Here is a 15,309-nt window from a genome sequence, read left to right as displayed (position 1 = left end):
GACACACCGTGTCAGATATCTCCGACTATATCGTTTCGCATTTCAAGCGCTCCTCTCGCGAAATCGGCGAAGTGGAGCGGCACATTCTGGAACTGTCGCACGAAAAGAAGCTTGTTTCGAGCGACATCAATGCGGAATTCTCCGCTGGCGCGAGTTTCGGCGACAGGCTGGCCGACAATATCGCCAAGGTCGGCGGCTCCTGGGGTTTCATCCTCGGTTTCTGCTTTTTCCTGATCTTCTGGGCGGTAATCAACACCATCATTTTGACCACTCGCGCTTTCGATCCCTACCCCTTCATCTTCCTTAACCTGCTGCTCTCCATGCTGGCAGCCATTCAGGCGCCGATCATCATGATGTCGCAGAACCGCCAGGCCGCCCGCGACCGTTTCGAGGCCGCCAAGGATTATGAGGTGAACCTGAAGGCCGAGCTCGAGGTTCTGTCCCTGCATGAAAAGATCGATGTCAAAGTACTTGCCGAACTGGCAGCACTGCGGCAGGACATCGCCGCACTCCATCACCACGTCACCAGCAAAGACGACTGACACCGGAAAAATCATCCCCGCTTTTCCCCGCCCCGCGACCCGCTGTTAAAGTGAACGCAGTCCTGCCGGGTGGGTGCCAGACGTGGCGCAAACCGAAGGACGGTCCTGGTGGTGGAACGCTGGCAACGTTCGTGGAAAGGACCATTTCGCAAGGCCGCCGTGCACGGCCCTTGCGAGATACGGCATGGTGAAAGACCCGGCTGCGCAACGCATCCGACAAACACCAACCTCACATGAAGCGCAGCCGGGCAATCGCCCGACCCCTCTAGCGATCACCCGTTCGGCAGCGCCGTGCGGGATGAAGGTGTTGGGTGTTTAGGGCATGTTCGGAAAAAGTGGACGGAAGTAGGTGTGGCTTACCCCCCTCTGCCCTGCCGGGCATCTCCCCCTCAAGGGGGGAGATCGGCAAGACGCTTTGTCGGCGCTTCATTCTCAACTGTCGAGATGGCCGAGGCCTGGCCTTGGGTCGATCTCCCCCCTTGAGGGGGAGATGCCCGGCAGGGCAGAGGGGGGTAAGCCCCACGCACCCCTCCCCGCTGTGAATCACACAACCTCCCGAAAATCCCCACCCAGTTACGAATCCGTCAGATTCTTACGCTACAGATTGACGCAGGCGTTTGTTGCATTGCACTCTAGCGGGCAAGGCTGACAGGGAATCACTCCCCACCGTCAAAATGGCGTCAGGACCATTTCGCGACGACGCCACGCCGGATGCGACATCCGGTATCGCAATACATCTTATTCCGGGGTTTTTCATGCACCAGTTCGATCTGATTGTTGTCGGCAGCGGTCCGGCGGGAAGACGGGCCGCCATTCAGGCCGCCAAGCTCGAAAAGAGGGTTCTGGTCATCGAGAAGGGCAGCCGCGTCGGCGGCGTTTCGGTGCATACCGGCACCATTCCGTCCAAAACCCTGCGCGAAACCGCGCTCAACCTCACCGGCTGGCGCGAGCGCGGATTTTACGGCCGCGCCTATCGCGTCAAGCAGGAGATCGACGCGGAAGACCTTCGCCGTCGCCTGCTCATCACGCTGGATCACGAAGTGGAAGTGCTGGAACACCAGTTCGCCCGCAACCGCGTGCAGCACATTCGCGGCACGGCAAGCTTCATCGACGCCAACACCATGAAGGTGGTGAAGAACGACGGCGAGATCATGACTGTCACCGCCACCTCCATCCTGCTGACCATCGGCACCCGCCCCTACCGGCCGCCGCATATTCCCTTCGATGGCGAAGCGGTGCTCGATTCGGACGAGATTCTAGAAATCAAGGAACTGCCGCGCTCCATGATCGTCGTTGGCGCCGGCGTCATCGGCATCGAATATGCGACGATCTTCAGCGCGCTCGATACGCAGGTGACGGTGGTGGAGCCACGTGAAACCATGCTCGAATTCATCGACAAGGAAATCGTCGAGGACTTCACCTATCAGCTGCGCGACCGCAATATGAAACTGATTTTCGGCCAGAAGGCGGAAAAGGTGGAACGCGACGAGAGCGGCAAATGCCTCGTCTCGCTCGGCAACGGCCGTGTCCTCAAAGCCGAGACGGTACTCTTCGCCGCCGGTCGCGTCGGCGCCACCGATACGCTCAACCTTTCCGCCTGCGGGCTGGAAGCCGACAGCCGCGGCCGCCTGAAAGTCGATCCCGAGACATTCCAGACCTCGGTGCCGAACATCTATGCCGCCGGCGACATCATCGGTTTCCCGAGCCTTGCCTCCACCTCCATGGAACAGGGCCGCATCGCCGCCCGCCATGCCGTCGGCGCACCGGCCGGCGAACCGCCGCAATTCTTCCCCTATGGCATCTATGCCGTACCGGAAATCTCCACCTGCGGCCTGACGGAAGAAGAAGTCATCGAACGCGGCATTCCCTATGAATGCGGCATCGCCCATTTCCGCGAAACCTCGCGCGGTCACATCATGGGCCTCGACAGCGGCCTCTTGAAGATGATCTTCTCGCTGAAAACCCGCCGCCTGCTCGGCGTCCACATCGTCGGCGAAGGCGCCACCGAACTGGTGCATATCGGCCAGGCGGTGCTGAATCTCAAAGGCACGGTGGAATATTTCGTCGAGAATACGTTCAACTATCCGACGCTGGCCGAGGCCTACAAGATTGCAGGGCTCGATGCGTGGAACCGGATGGGTGAGATGAAGAAGGATTGAGGTTGCACCGAGGCGGCGGTTGAGACGGCGGCGTCTCCGTCGTCGGCTTTTTGAGAAAGCATGGCACCCCACCTCGTCATCCCGGCCTTGAGCCGGGATCCAGCGCGATCAAGTCCTGATCGCGAGAAAGTCCTTTCACGGCGCAGACGCGCCGTGGCTGGATGCCGGATCAAGTCCGGCATGACGGAAGAGAGTTGGCGCGTCAAAAAGACTGTCTAACCTGTCGATTAACGGTGCGAAGGCAGCGCCCCTCACCAGCGAATACTATACCGCGCACTCACGCCTGGCCGGAAATGGTCCGCATAACCCTGATCCAGCGTCCCGCGCACAGTCAGGTGATCGCCCAGTTTCTGCTCCACCGCCACGCCGCTGCTGAACTCGTTGAAACTGTTGCGGCTTGCCCCGGTCAGCACAAAGGCCGTGCCGGTTTCGGACCGAGAAAGGCGCAGCGACTGCGATACATCCAGCCCGTTCCATTGCTGCGCCGTGCCGTCATAACGCACGGTGAAATTGCGGTTCGCCTCGATATCCAGTTCCGGCGTGACGATGCGCTTCTGCTGCGAGGTCACGGAGATACTGCTCGAACCCGTCAGCGCATTGAAAATGACGCCGACATCACGGGCCAGGGAAACGCCAGGCAACTGTTCGGCGAGCAGCGTGACGTTGCCCCATAGCCGCACCGGCGTATCCACCAGCTGCCCACCCTTAGACGCGCTCATGCCCATTTCGAGCCCCGCCCGGATCGGCGTATCTACCGGCAGCTTGGCGCCGATGCGCGCCGTATAGGAACGGTCTGAATTCTTGACCGGCTTCCAGATCAGCCCGGCCTCATCGGCATGGGCCGCGGTGCCAGTGGCGGTGAAAAGAGACAACAGGAGGGTAAAACCCGTTCGTGGCGACATATCTTGTCCCCTGGCAAATTAAGGGCGCGCCGGGAGAACCCGGCAGGCACGGTAAAAGCTTAAGGCCAATGGTTGGCAGCGACGAGGCCGCGCAAGAGCAGCACATAATGCCCAAACGACCGCATGCAGCGGCCGGGGCAAATCATGCTGCGCACGGTGCCAGATGAACGGGAGATGAACAAGAGCAGATGCAGCAAAAAGCCATGCTGCACTGCATTGTGATCGGAAAGCTTCACATGGCCAGCTATCCCAACCGCTTGACGAATCGGCGTCTTCCAACTGATATTTGTTACTGCGTCGCCTGCGCCTAACCTCCACGACCTTCCCCAGCAGGGTCTTCAATGGAGGCAAAGGGACTATTGTCTCAGGCAATTGTTTTGGTCCGATCGTTTCGGGCGGGTTGCTGGGGAACTGCGTCCGGGACGTGAAAGGCCTGACAATGACGCAAAATAGCAATCTAAAACGGCGTGTAAGAGCGCGCGCAGCCAAAACCGGCGAATCTTATACAGCCGCCCTTCAACATATTCGCAGAGTACCGGACGCTCCTTTGAGCAACTCAATACGAGTGGCGGTCGCGCAAACATCCTTGTTCAACGATCCTCGGGACGTCTCCGCCCTAAAAACCTGCGGACAGGAAATACGCCGTCTTATGAACGATGCTCATCATGCTGGCGCACGTCTCATACACTTCCCTGAAGGCGCAACCTGCTGGCCGCATAAACGGATCATGTCAGAGACTGGTCCGCGAGAAATCGGCCCTTCCGACTGGACACGCTTTGAATGGGAAACTCTGCGCAAAGAACTGGAGGCAACCAGAAAACTGGCGCGCAAGCTGAAACTCTGGACGGTTCTCGGTGCCGTCCATCGACTGACGCCGCCGCACAGACCATATAACAGCCTGTACGTCATCTCAGATCGTGGGACGCTCATAACCCGCTATGATGAGCGTCTGTTGTCGAAAACCAAAATCTCGTTCATGTACTCGCCGGGACATCTCCCGGTGACGTTCGACGTCGATGGGTTCCGCTTCGGTTGCGCGCTTGGCATGGAGGCGCATTATCCGGAAATATTCATGGAATATGAGAAGCTCAATGTTGATTGCATGCTGTTTTCTACCGCAGGCGAAGACGCTTCAAATGCCTCCGCGTTTGCCGCCGAGATATTGGGTCATGCAGCGAGCAATACCTACTGGGCCAGCTATTCCACACTTGCCACCCAAAGTCCCGGCGCCCCATCGGCAATAGCAGCGCCGGATGGTCAATGGGCGGCTCAATGCCCGATAAATGGTTTACCGGCTATTGCGGTGGCAGACGTCATCATCAATCGAGAACATCCCGCCCGACCATGGCGGCAAAAAGCGCGTACCGACCTATATGCCCCTCACCAGGTAGATAACGATCCAAGAAGCGATAGCCGAAACCAGTTCTAGCATAGCGGCCGGTGGCGCTGATTGTGCCGCTGGCCACCCGATTCAAGGTCGAACACATCGCATCCATAATCAAACAAAAAGGCCGCAGCTTTCGCCACGGCCTTCCATTCAATCAGCTCGCACCAAGCAAGATTATTCGGCGTCGCCTTCAGCGGCCTTCTTCTTGGCTGGAGCCTTCTTCTTCGGAGCGGCTTCTTCGCCTTCAGCGGCGTCGTCAGCCTTGGCAGCAGCCTTTTTCTTGGCCGGAGCCTTCTTCTTGGTTTCCGTGGCTTCTTCGCCGTCGTCAGCCAGCAGCTCTTCCTTGGAAACGGTCTTGTCCGTTACCGAGATTTCGGTGAGCAGCTTGTCGATGACCTTTTCTTCGAAGATCGGAGCGCGCAGCGAAGCGGAAGCGCCGGGGGTGTTGCGGAAGAAATCAAGGATTTCCTTCTGCTGGCCCGGGAACTGCTGCAGCTGCTGGAACAGCGCGCGCTGCATTTCTTCTTCGGTCACTTCAACACCGGCCTTTTCGCCGATTTCGGAGAGGACGAGGCCAAGGCGGACGCGACGTTCAGCAAGCTTGCGATATTCTTCGCGGGCTTCTTCTTCGGTCGTGTCTTCGTCAGCGAAGGTCTTGCCGGACTGGGCGAGATCGGTGTTGATCTGGCGCCAGATGTTGTCGAACTCGGCATCAACCAGACCAGCCGGCGTGTCGAACTTGTACATTTCGTCCAGCTGGTCGAGGATCTGGCGCTTGACCTTCTGGCGGGTGACGTTGCCGTACTGGCTTTCGATCTGGCCCTTGACGATTTCCTTCAGCTTTTCAGCCGATTCGAGACCGAGCTTTTCAGCCAGTTCATCGTTGATTTCAACGGCGGCAGCGGCAGCGACTTCCTTGACGGTGATGTCGAAGTTGGCTTCCTTGCCTGCGAGGTTTGCAGCCGGGTAATCGGCCGGGAACGTCACGGTGATGGTCTTTTCGTCGCCGGCCTTGACGCCAACCAGCTGGTCTTCGAAGCCGGGGATGAAGCGGCCCGAACCGAGAACCAGTTCGGCATCTTCAGCAGCGCCACCGTCGAAAGCAACGCCGTCAACCTTGCCGAGATAGTTCATGGTGACGCGGTCGCCTTCAGCGGCCTTGCCCTTCTTGGTCTCGTAGGTGCGGGCGCTTTCAGCGATCTTGAGGATCTGCTCGTTGATTTCGTCTTCGGAGACTTCAACAACTTCGCGGGTAACCTTGATGCCGTCATTGGCCTTCAGTTCGATGGCCGGAATGATTTCGTAGGCAACGGTGAATTCGAAATCGGATTCAGCCGACAGGATCTTTTCAGCTTCCTGCTCGTCTTCGGTCATGGAGATTGCAGGCTGCGTTGCAGACTTTTCGCCACGGCTGGAGAGGATTTCGGTCGGCTTTTCACGAACCAGCTCGTTGACGAGGTCAGCCATGATGGACTTGCCGTACATCTTCTTCAGGTGGCCAACAGGCACCTTGCCGGGACGGAAACCGTTGATGCGAACCTTGTCCTTGGCGTCGACGAGGCGCTCGTCCAAACGGGCCTTCATGTCGGCAGCCGGAATAACGACCTTGAGTTCGCGCTTCAGCCCTTCAGCGAGCGTTTCGATAACCTGCATTTTCTCAAACCTTCACATCATGGCGGCGGTGCTCAGACAGCCGTTGGTTTACTTTCGAGCACTGCGCCGGAAACATCGTTCCCCGGCCGTGGCTTCTGTTATTTCTTTACACAAGCGCCTGCCGGACACCTTGAACGCCCGCGCCCGAGACAGCTTGAGGGACACCCCAAAAGCCCCGCATCTTATAAAGATGCACTCTGGCGCAAGCGTGGCGAAGCCATGCCTTGCTTGTGGTGCGGGTAGAGAGACTCGAACTCCCACGCCGAAGCGTTGGTACCTAAAACCAATGCGTCTACCAATTCCGCCATACCCGCACGTTGGGCGGCGGTATGTCACAATGTTCAGAAAGGGTCAAGCACGCCTTATCGCCGCCTTTCGTTTCCTCCTGACTTTTCTCATCCCCCGCACCGGCGACAGAAGCCGTCCGCGCGCGCCGCTTATTCGCCCTTCTCCCCGGGGGACAGCGCGCAACAGCCGGACAGAGGCAATCTTTGGGCGGAAAACGCCAAACCGCGCGGCATCCGCCCCCCCGCCTTCCCGACCCGCCTCGCCCGGCGCATCGCATGCCGGCAGGCGAGACAACAGACAATATTTATGCAGGTGCATTGACATTATATATAGAGCGCGCCGCAGCCAGATAGCCGGATTGCAGGCCCTTGCTCCAAATCAGCGATTCAGGACTTCCGCACCCTGCCCCGACCTTATCCGGTCATGCCCCACGCTTTCGCACTGCCGCTCCCCCAGACAATCACCAAAAGCACATAAATTGGTCACAAATTATGCATGAATAGCCGCAATCGGCCTGATTTACCGGCTTGCATTGCAATGAGCGCATAGGTGACATCTTGCTTTGTCTGTTTTTGTTTTGATTAAACCGATTATATTCATGGTCATACAGAGATCGAGTTCAGCCCCGGACCAAAGCCTCCCAAGACTGGCCGCAGAGACTGAACAGCAAGAAGAGGAAGATGAAAATGAACATTGCACGCTCGCTCACCAACTGGCGCAAGTATCGTCAGACCGTAACCGAACTTGGTCGCATGACCGACCGCGAACTGAGCGACCTCGGCATTGGCCGCCAGGACATCCGCCGCGTCGCCAAGACCGCCGTCGGCTTCTGATTATACGCCCGCCGCTCCTTGCGGCGGATGCGAGACGACCTACCCAAAAAGGCCTGAGGCTCCCGCCTCCGGCCTTTTTTTATTTTGGGCGGTTCTCCGGTTCGAAGCGGCATCGCCACAGCCGCCCGCAGTGTCGGCAGATAAAAAAGCATCTATTGCCGACCATTCACGCAGCGCCCGGATAGCGTCCGACACCCTCCCGCCGCCCCCTTTCTACACCGGCAAGCCCCTTTTGCGCCGCCAAAGGCTGCCAAAACCGTCAAAAATGCCTGAAAGACGGGCATTTCCGCTCATATTTTGCTCAGATGACACTCAGAGCCGCAAATTTAGCCGACATAGTGCACAAATGCATGGCAGTCGCTTAAAATCTGCACTGCACAACATGGCTTAATGTCTATATATAAACCTCAACAGCCGAGAGCACAGAGAAACCGCTGAGCCGGCCGACGAAATCAACAAAGATAGATTGAGGAAACGACCATGAACCCCATCCGCATCGCAAAGAACTGGATCTCCTATCGCCGCACGATCAACGAACTTGGCAGCCTGTCCAACCAGGCCCTGAGCGACATCGGCCTGACACGTTACGACATCCGTAACGTTGCTTCCCGTTCGTTCCGCTAAGGCGTAAATGATCGTCCCGCTGCCCGACCTCCAGGGCGCGACGATTGAGCGACGGTTCTAAAAAAAACGGCGCCTTGTGCGCCGTTTTTGATTCTTGGCGGTATTTTCGGAAAATGGATTCCCTGTGGCCCCAACGTCAGAGGGGCAATCGGCGGCGCCGCATATTTCTTCTCCCCGCCGGGGAGAAGGTGGCCCGAAGGGTCGGATGAGGGGGCAAGCTCTCCGAAATCCGGCAACGTGGCCCCCTCATCCCGCTGCCGCGGACTTCTCCCCGGCGGGGAGAAGAAACAAGGGGCACGCGCTCGTTTCACCAGGCCGCGCATCTCTTCCTCGCCCACCCCAACCGCAAAAACATTTGGCTGCCCCAGCCATGCATGCTAGTGCATGCCGCAACAACGCCGCGTCCTCAAGGGCCCGCGCAAGACACTCACTCGAAAGACAGCCGCCGGACGGGAGCTTTGCCCCGCCGAGGTTCATGGACGCCAGCATGCAAGACAAGACCACTTCTCCCATTCACGTCGTGGGCGGCGGACTGGCCGGTTCGGAAGCCGCCTGGCAGATTGCGCAGAGCGGCGTGCCCGTCATCCTGCACGAAATGCGCGGTGTGCGCGGCACCGATGCGCATAAGGGCGATACGCTGGCGGAACTGGTCTGTTCCAACTCCTTCCGCTCCGACGATGCGACGGCCAATGCAGTGGGTGTCATCCATGCCGAAATGCGGCTTGCCGGCTCGCTGATCATGGCCTGCGCCGATAAACATCAGGTGCCCGCCGGCGGCGCGCTCGCCGTCGATCGCGACGGGTTTTCCGAGGCCGTGACGAAGGAGCTGGAAAGTCACCCGCTGGTGACCATTGTCCGCGAAGAGATTTCCGGTCTGCCGCCGAAGGAATGGGGCAACTCGATCATCGCCACCGGCCCGCTCACCTCGCCGGATCTCGCAGCCGCCATTCAGGCCGAAACGGGTGAGGATGCGCTCGCCTTTTTCGACGCCATCGCCCCTATCGTTCACCGCGATAGCATCAATATGGATATCTGCTGGTACCAGTCGCGTTACGACAAGGTCGGCCCCGGCGGCACGGGCAAGGACTACATCAACTGCCCGATGGACGAAGCGGAATATAACGCGTTCATCGACGCGCTGGTCGCCGGCGACACTGTCGGTTTCAAGGAATGGGAAGGCACACCCTATTTCGACGGTTGCCTGCCAATTGAGATCATGGCCGAACGTGGCCGCCAGACCCTGCGCCACGGGCCGATGAAACCGATGGGGCTGACCAACGCCCATAACCCCACCGTCAAGGCCTATGCCGTCGTGCAGCTTCGCCAGGACAATGCGCTCGGCACGCTCTATAATATGGTCGGTTTCCAGACGAAGCTGAAATATGGCGTGCAGGCGGATGTGTTCCGCATGATTCCAGGCCTCGAAAACGCGGAATTTGCCCGCCTCGGCGGCCTGCACCGCAATACCTATATCGATTCTCCTGTTCTGCTCGACCGCTCGCTAAGGCTGAAATCCCGGCCGGACCTGCGCTTTGCCGGCCAGATCACCGGCTGCGAAGGTTATGTGGAAAGCGCCTCCGTCGGCCTTCTCGCCGGCCGTTTCGCCGCCGCCGAACGGAAAGGCGAGGCTCCGAGCCTGCCGCCGGCCACCACCGCGCTCGGCTCGCTCCTCAACCACATCACCGGCGGCCACCTCTCTTCCGATGATGAGCCGGGCAAACGCTCCTTCCAGCCGATGAACATCAATTTCGGCCTCTTCCCGGAACTGGCGCCGGGCTCCATCGTCAAGCCGGAAGGCGTCAAGCGCTTCCGCGGCAAGGACAAGACGATCATGAAACGCCAGCTGATTGCTGCGCGGGCCTTGAAGGACTGTGCGGCGTGGCTCGGTGCAGGTGAGGCCGCGACAGAAGCGCGTTGAGGCTGCTCAGTCTGGTTTGGGTATGGGTTTGGGTTTGGGCGTGCGCGTGAGGTTCCATTTTGCGAAATCCGATTTGCCGCTCTGGTATGGATATCGCTGGGAAAAGAACGGGTTGACGGCTGCGACATACTCGAATTTGAGCGTGATATCGGCGAGGACCGAGATCAGCGGCTTATAGCTGTATCGCCCGGAGACGACGATAATAGCTTCCTGAGCACCGAAACCGTTGGCAATCACCGTTTTTTCCCACGGCACATCTTCGGCAGAGCCCATGAAATTGTGGGCGGGAAATTGCAGCCGGGGTACCTTATCCACCAGTTTGACGCTTCTCAACGCCAGGTCGAGTTTGCCCGTCTGGAGAATGCCGCTGCCAGAAAGGACGACGAAACTCGGAACGCCAGTGCGCACCCGCTCCTCGAATTCGGGGAATCTTGCCGCCCAGCGCGCTGAATTGTCGACGATCGTCATGAACCGGTCATAACTCAGCCAGCCCCGCCCCACCTCAATGACCACTGCAAGCATAAGAACGAGCAGCGGCGCCAGAAGCCCCATTTCCACTGCAGCAGCGCCAGAACGACAACGACTGAAGCTGCCAAGACGCAAAAACCATGTCGTCTTTTTCATTCGCTCACCTTCACGGCAGTGATCGCCAGGGAAATGTTGCGCAACTGAGGAACGCCGTCCGTGCTCGGCACAAGGAAACGCGTCGTCGGCATCAAAAAACTCCACTGGTAACCGATTGCCAGAATGTACTGCCCGGCGGTATCGGCGGGCGGGCGAAAATCGTTGACGATCGGTATGGGCACTTTGGCTTCCGCAATATCGTCGTCGGGGATCGGCAAGAGAGCAATCTTGAGATTGGTTTCGTCCGTCCCGCCAATGAAATGAGAGGCGATTGCCTTGCGCAAGGCAATCTCGGTCGCCGGTCGACCGTCCGCCGCCGCCTTGCGGAGATACTCGATGCCCGCATTCGACGCAAAAGAGAGATAGAGGTAATAGAGCATCAGCAGGCCAATTTCGAGCGTCCCGAAAATCAGCGCAAAAAACAGCGGCAACAGCAGCGCCGTCTCCACCGCCGTTGCCGCCTTTCGGTCGCCAAATAGCCGACAACATGCCGCATACGCGAACCGGCATCTGCGCGGACCTCCGAAGCTTTTATCCTGGCGTGGGGAAAGAAAAGACTTCATCTCAGTCTTCTTCCATTCGATCCACATAGATGAGCTGGAAGCCGGTGATGATGCCACCGAAGCTGTCGCTTAGTCCGGTGGCCTCGATCGTCACCCGATAAATGGAGTAGGCCCTGACCCTGAAACCGTACTCCTTCGGCGTCCAGGCAATACTGTTTTTATCCTGAGTCATCTCCCACAGCTTCTGCTGAGGTTTCAGGGTTGGGAGCCGTTGCTGTAGCGAAATCTTGATTCCGTTTGTTTTTTCCACGTCGTCGACGGCCCGGCGCCCATTGTACCAAACCAGAACCTTATATATTCCGGGGTGAAGCTCGACATCCTTGTAGATCGAGCTATTGGCTTCGCTATTTTTTTTCTTGCCGGGCGCAGGCGGCCCCCAATCGCTGTCGAGCTCCATGACATAACGGGTTGGCAATGAGAGCTCGGTGCCTACCTTCTTCTCGATTTCGATCTTGTCGGTGGTCTTTGCCTTATCGACCTCCTTCAGAGTGCAGGCTTTGTCATTGGCGGTAAGGGTCTCGTTGAGTTTCTTGCTCTGCATTCCGGCCGGATAACCCTGCCAATTGTGGTTGCGGCGGCAGCAGGGGCTGCTCCAGTCCTGCAACTCGACACCGGGCCCGGTTCCGCCATCCCATCCAATTTCCCAATAGGGATAGACACCCCAGCAACCGCCGGGTGTTTCCTTGGTGACGCCGTTTTTCAGAATCCGCTCGACACCGAGAGCGTTGCTCTCGAACATGTTGTCAATGATGACCGCATCGTCCTCAGGGTAAGGCGGTATGCCTGCGCACGACTCCTTGAGGCGATATTTCAGCTCATCGAGATTGAACATCTCCGAGAAAATCAAACTGTAACTGAACTCGGCCTTGATCTTCGTCTCGGTCCAGGCCACGTTCACCTCGCGCGAGAGGACCTTCTGCTTGGTGGATTGAATCATGGCATCGAAGGCCGCGGCCACATTGTCGCGCCGGACTTCGTCGGACAATGTGTAGGTGCGCGTCGGTTTGGTGGCTCTTTCGCACGCCATCGCCATGACACGCTTCGACTGGTTGTAATAGGCGAGCGCACGGCCGCCTTCAAATAGAAGCCCCAGCAAGATGATGAATATCGGCAGCACCAGCGCAGTCATGATGGCAAAGGTGCCCGTGCGGTCGTTCAGGAGCGACGAAAACGGCCCCCTTTTCCATGCTGCTTTCTTTATCCGCCTGCTCGTCATTAAAACACCGTCTCATGTCGCTCATCGCCATGGGAAAGGCGCGCTATGAAAAGCGGCACGCCTGGCTTTCTGCGACGTTTAAAAATACCCGACTGACGCCGGTCGCTTGAAATTGCTCGCTGGTCGCCGGCGGGCTGCTTTTTGAGAAACCTCGCCTGACCACTGGAAATACAGGGGTTAATTAACACGCAAACCGTAAATCAAAACTCAACCGGAACTCAAAAATATGAAGCAAATTCATATGCTTAATTTATTTATTAATAAATTAGCGAGTACCAATAGGAACATCTGACCGCTTGACGGCGATGCGGGGGTCTCAATTACGGCCACGTGCAGAACCACAAACTCGGGCTCGCCTCTTGTCCCCCTCGGCAAGCTCGGGCAAAACAGCCCAACCAACACAAGACATTGCCAGGAGATAAGATATGGACGTCCGCGCCGCAGTTGCCATTCAGGCTGGAAAACCGCTTGAAGTCATGACCGTTCAACTTGAAGGCCCGCGCGCCGGCGAAGTGCTGGTCGAGGTCAAGGCGACCGGCATTTGCCACACGGACGACTTCACGCTCTCGGGCGCCGATCCGGAAGGCCTGTTCCCGGCCATTCTCGGCCATGAGGGCGCGGGCGTCGTCGTCGATGTCGGACCGGGCGTCACCTCCGTCAAGAAGGGCGACCACGTCATTCCGCTCTACACGCCGGAATGCCGCGAATGCTATTCCTGCACCTCGCGCAAGACCAATCTCTGCACCTCCATCCGCGCCACCCAGGGCCAGGGTGTGATGCCGGACGGCACCTCGCGCTTCTCCATCGGCAAGGACAAGATCCATCACTATATGGGCTGCTCGACTTTCTCGAACTATACGGTTCTGCCGGAGATCGCACTCGCCAAGATCAATCCCGACGCGCCCTTCGACAAGGTTTGTTACATCGGCTGCGGCGTGACGACAGGCATCGGTGCCGTCATCAACACCGCCAAGGTCGAGATCGGCTCCACCGCAATCGTCTTCGGTCTCGGCGGCATCGGCCTCAACGTGCTTCAGGGCCTGCGCCTTGCCGGCGCGGATATGATCATCGGTGTCGATATCAACAACGACCGCAAAGCCTGGGGTGAGAAGTTCGGCATGACCCACTTCGTCAACCCGAAGGAAGTCGGCGACGACATCGTGCCCTATCTCGTCAACATGACGAAGCGCAATGGCGACCTGATCGGCGGCGCGGACTATACGTTCGATTGCACCGGCAACACCAAAGTCATGCGCCAGGCGCTGGAAGCCTCACATCGCGGCTGGGGCAAGTCCGTCATCATCGGCGTTGCGGGTGCGGGCCAGGAAATCTCCACGCGCCCGTTCCAGCTCGTCACCGGCCGCAACTGGATGGGCACCGCCTTTGGCGGCGCGCGCGGGCGCACGGATGTGCCGAAGATCGTCGACTGGTACATGGAAGGCAAAATCCAGATCGACCCGATGATCACCCACACCATGCCGCTTGAAGACATCAACAAGGGCTTCGACCTGATGCACAAGGGCGAAAGCATCCGCGGCGTCGTGGTTTATTGATTGGATAAAACAGAGGCGGGCCAGCACAGCCACTCCTGCCCGCCATTTCATGCAAATGTGATCGCCTCCAACCCGCTGCAGCCATTGCGATTAACGGGACAGTAAATCTATCGTCGTAAGCCGATACTGCGCGGTGGAGTTGAAAATCCCTCCCCGCCCAGAACGACGCCAGACCTGCGGAGAGCGACCCTGAAAATCGTACCGATCGACAACGGAAACCGCGTCGCCGCCGTCGCTCTTCTGGCGAAAGGCTTCCCGGAAAAAAGCGAGGCCTTCTGGTCGCGCGGATTGTCGCTCGTCAGCGAACATCACGAGCGGCGCGAACTCGGTGCGATCGGGCAATTGCTGATGAAGGGCGACGATGCCGCAGGCGTACTGTTGACGATCAAAAGCCGCCTGCCGGAGACCGAAAGGATCGTCGTTAACCTGTCGAGCTGGTATGTGGAGCCTTCCTGCCGCTGGTTCGCCCCGCGCATGCTGCAGATGGCCTCCTCCAATGAGGGCGAAATCTTCACCGATCTCACCCCCTCTCCCGAAGCCTGCAAGCTGAATGAGAGGCTGGGCTTCGCGACAGTGACCGATTGCACGCTTTTTTATCCGCTGCCCCTTGCAGCGCTTCGCCCGGCAAGCGCACGGCTGCGCCCGCCAGGCGAGATAAAACCGGAAATACTGTCCGGCGAAACGCGCGACATGCTGGAAGACCATGCCCGTCTCGGCTGCATCGTGGCGGTTATGGAGGCGGAGAACCGCCATTACCCGCTGGTCTTCCTGAAAACCACGACCAAAAGATTGCCATCCGCGCGCCTCATCCATTGCGACGACCGACAGGTCGCGCAAAGGCACATACCCGCAATCGCCCGCCACCTTCTTGGCCATGGCCGGCTTGCGCTGACCATGGCGGCGCTTGAGGAAGAGCGAAAGGTCGGCGGATTTGCCGCACATAAACCTGCACCGATACAAGTAAAAGGCGCATGGAACCCACAGTTTATTAACGAAACATACTCAGAATTGGTGTTATTGCCACCGTAGGTATTTTAGTGAGTCCTG

Annotated in this window: 13 protein-coding genes and 1 tRNA gene; 8 read left to right on the top strand and 6 right to left on the bottom strand. The window is 58.4% G+C overall.

The window, feature by feature from the left end:
- The first annotated feature begins 8 nt into the window (after nt 1-8).
- Both AGR1_RS05480 and sthA read left to right on the top strand, forming a co-directional pair.
- Nucleotides 9-542 (top strand): DUF1003 domain-containing protein, encoded by a 534-nt coding sequence (locus tag AGR1_RS05480; protein WP_187772050.1) that lies wholly within the window; start codon nt 9-11, stop codon nt 540-542.
- 755 nt (nt 543-1,297) lie between these two features.
- Nucleotides 1,298-2,701 (top strand): Si-specific NAD(P)(+) transhydrogenase, encoded by a 1,404-nt coding sequence (gene sthA / locus AGR1_RS05475; RefSeq protein ID WP_080792927.1) that lies wholly within the window; start codon nt 1,298-1,300, stop codon nt 2,699-2,701.
- A gap of 251 nt (nt 2,702-2,952) precedes the next feature.
- Here the strand turns inward: sthA and AGR1_RS05470 are convergent, their stop codons facing one another.
- Nucleotides 2,953-3,603 carry a hypothetical protein gene (locus AGR1_RS05470; protein WP_149146382.1) on the bottom strand — a complete coding sequence of 217 codons (651 nt, stop codon included), beginning with the start codon at nt 3,601-3,603 and terminating at the stop codon, nt 2,953-2,955.
- 439 nt (nt 3,604-4,042) lie between these two features.
- On the opposite strand from AGR1_RS05470, the gene AGR1_RS05465 reads away from it, so the two are divergent.
- On the top strand, nt 4,043-5,032 hold the full coding sequence (locus AGR1_RS05465; RefSeq protein ID WP_149146381.1) for a carbon-nitrogen hydrolase family protein: 990 nt from the start codon (nt 4,043-4,045) through the stop codon (nt 5,030-5,032).
- A 132-nt stretch (nt 5,033-5,164) separates the two neighbouring features.
- Here the strand turns inward: AGR1_RS05465 and tig are convergent, their stop codons facing one another.
- Together tig and AGR1_RS05455 are read right to left on the bottom strand one after the other, a co-directional pair.
- Complete coding sequence (tig, locus tag AGR1_RS05460; RefSeq protein WP_080790647.1) at nt 5,165-6,643, bottom strand: trigger factor; 1,479 nt, start codon at nt 6,641-6,643, stop codon at nt 5,165-5,167.
- A 231-nt stretch (nt 6,644-6,874) separates the two neighbouring features.
- A tRNA-Leu gene (locus tag AGR1_RS05455) sits at nt 6,875-6,957 on the bottom strand.
- 660 nt (nt 6,958-7,617) lie between these two features.
- Between AGR1_RS05455 and AGR1_RS05445 the strand changes: the two genes are divergently transcribed.
- From AGR1_RS05445 to trmFO, 3 genes are all read left to right on the top strand, one after another.
- On the top strand, nt 7,618-7,764 hold the full coding sequence (locus tag AGR1_RS05445) for a DUF1127 domain-containing protein (RefSeq protein ID WP_004433052.1): 147 nt from the start codon (nt 7,618-7,620) through the stop codon (nt 7,762-7,764).
- 480 nt (nt 7,765-8,244) lie between these two features.
- Nucleotides 8,245-8,388: a DUF1127 domain-containing protein gene (locus AGR1_RS05440; protein ID WP_003515516.1), complete on the top strand. Its 144-nt coding sequence runs from the start codon at nt 8,245-8,247 to the stop codon at nt 8,386-8,388.
- A 475-nt stretch (nt 8,389-8,863) separates the two neighbouring features.
- On the top strand, nt 8,864-10,306 hold the full coding sequence (gene trmFO / locus AGR1_RS05435) for a methylenetetrahydrofolate--tRNA-(uracil(54)-C(5))-methyltransferase (FADH(2)-oxidizing) TrmFO (RefSeq protein WP_187772049.1): 1,443 nt from the start codon (nt 8,864-8,866) through the stop codon (nt 10,304-10,306).
- Between the two features lie 6 nt (nt 10,307-10,312).
- Here the strand turns inward: trmFO and AGR1_RS05430 are convergent, their stop codons facing one another.
- The 3 genes from AGR1_RS05430 to AGR1_RS05420 are packed head-to-tail and all read right to left on the bottom strand — an operon-like array spanning nt 10,313 to nt 12,709.
- Nucleotides 10,313-10,930, bottom strand: a complete 618-nt coding sequence (locus tag AGR1_RS05430) for a TadE/TadG family type IV pilus assembly protein (RefSeq protein WP_080790646.1) — start codon at nt 10,928-10,930, stop codon at nt 10,313-10,315.
- The gene (locus AGR1_RS05425) at nt 10,927-11,493 is read right to left on the bottom strand and encodes a TadE/TadG family type IV pilus assembly protein (protein ID WP_080790645.1); all 567 of its coding nucleotides are present in this window, start codon (nt 11,491-11,493) and stop codon (nt 10,927-10,929) included. The genes AGR1_RS05430 and AGR1_RS05425 overlap by 4 nt, the downstream gene beginning before the upstream one ends.
- A 1-nt stretch (nt 11,494) precedes the next feature.
- On the bottom strand, nt 11,495-12,709 hold the full coding sequence (locus tag AGR1_RS05420; protein WP_149146379.1) for a TadE/TadG family type IV pilus assembly protein: 1,215 nt from the start codon (nt 12,707-12,709) through the stop codon (nt 11,495-11,497).
- Between the two features lie 425 nt (nt 12,710-13,134).
- Here AGR1_RS05420 and AGR1_RS05415 point away from each other — a divergent pair, with 425 nt between their 5' ends.
- Nucleotides 13,135-14,262: an S-(hydroxymethyl)glutathione dehydrogenase/class III alcohol dehydrogenase gene (locus tag AGR1_RS05415; RefSeq protein ID WP_080790644.1), complete on the top strand. Its 1,128-nt coding sequence runs from the start codon at nt 13,135-13,137 to the stop codon at nt 14,260-14,262.
- A 288-nt stretch (nt 14,263-14,550) separates the two neighbouring features.
- Complete coding sequence (locus tag AGR1_RS05410) at nt 14,551-15,291, top strand: hypothetical protein (RefSeq protein WP_187772048.1); 741 nt, start codon at nt 14,551-14,553, stop codon at nt 15,289-15,291.
- The last annotated feature ends 18 nt before the right edge of the window (nt 15,292-15,309 follow it).

Source organism: Agrobacterium sp. B1(2019) (assembly GCF_008274755.1).
In the GTDB taxonomy this organism is placed as follows: domain Bacteria; phylum Pseudomonadota; class Alphaproteobacteria; order Rhizobiales; family Rhizobiaceae; genus Agrobacterium; species Agrobacterium salinitolerans.
The sequence above is the reverse complement of the archived record's forward strand: the minus strand, read 5'-3'. Positions and strand labels throughout refer to the sequence as shown.